We start from the raw sequence: 1,083 nt of genomic DNA, 5'->3' as shown, positions 1-1,083 counted from the left end.
TGGATCTTGCTCCGCAGTCCGGCCGGTACCTGTCCTTTCACGAGCGTGAAGAGATCGCGATCCTGAAAGCGCAGGGCATCGGGGTCCGGGAGACCGCGCGACGTCTCGGCCGTGATCCTTCGACGGTGTCCCGGGAACTGCGGCGCAACGCCGCGACTCGTGGCGGCCGACGGGACTACAGGGCTTCGGTCGCCCAGTGGAAGGCCGATCTGGTGGCCCAGCGCCCGAAGACCGCGAAACTGGCGGCCAACGACCGGTTGCGGGACTACGTACAGGAAAGGCTTTCCGGCCAGGTCAGCCGCCCCGACGGGACAATGCTGGGGCCGGAGGGGCCGCGGTGGAAGGGAAGGAACAAGCCGCATCGCGGCGACCGCCGATGGGTCATGGCGTGGAGTCCGGAGCAGATCGCGAACCGGCTGAAGGCCGACTTCCCTGATGATGAGTCCATGCGGATCAGCCACGAGGCGATCTACCAGGCCCTGTTCATCGAAGGCCGGGGAACGCTCAAGCGCGAGCTCGTCGCCTGCCTGCGCACCGGCAGGGCCCTGCGGGTGCCCCGAGCCCGGTCCAAGCGGAAGTCGTGGGCCCACGTCACACCCGAGGTGTTGATCAGTGAACGGTCGGCCGAAGCCGACGACCGGGCCGTCCCGGGACACTGGGAGGGCGATCTTCTGATCGGACTGGAGCGATCGGCGATCGGCACGCTGGTCGAGCGCACCACCCGGTTCACGGTGCTCGTCCACCTGCCCCGCGAGGACGGCTACGGCACGGTTCCCCGGACCAAGAACGGGCCGCCGCTGGCCGGCTACGGGGCGGTGACGATGAAGAACGCGCTGGCGGCAACGGTCGGCACCCTGCCCGAGCAACTATGGCGGTCGCTGACCTGGGACCGCGGCAAGGAGCTTTCGGCACACGCCCAGTTCACGATCGAGACCGGCATCCCTGTCTACTTCGCCGATCCGCACAGCCCCTGGCAGCGCGGCACCAACGAGAACACGAACGGCCTGTTGCGCCAGTACTTCCCGAAGGGAACCGACCTTTCTCGATGGGCAGCTGAGGATATCGAGGCGGTCGCTGCCACGC

1 pseudogene (running past one end of the window) is annotated in these 1,083 nt (G+C 68.1%); it reads left to right on the top strand.

The annotated features are described in order from the left end of the window. Positions 1-1,083: pseudogene (locus ADK54_RS41620) on the top strand (IS30 family transposase) (its annotated part continues 51 nt past the right edge of the window); the annotation flags it as partial.

The organism is Streptomyces sp. WM6378 (assembly GCF_001279695.1).
In the GTDB taxonomy this organism is placed as follows: Bacteria; Actinomycetota; Actinomycetes; order Streptomycetales; family Streptomycetaceae; genus Streptomyces.
The sequence above is the reverse complement of the archived record's forward strand: the minus strand, read 5'-3'. Positions and strand labels throughout refer to the sequence as shown.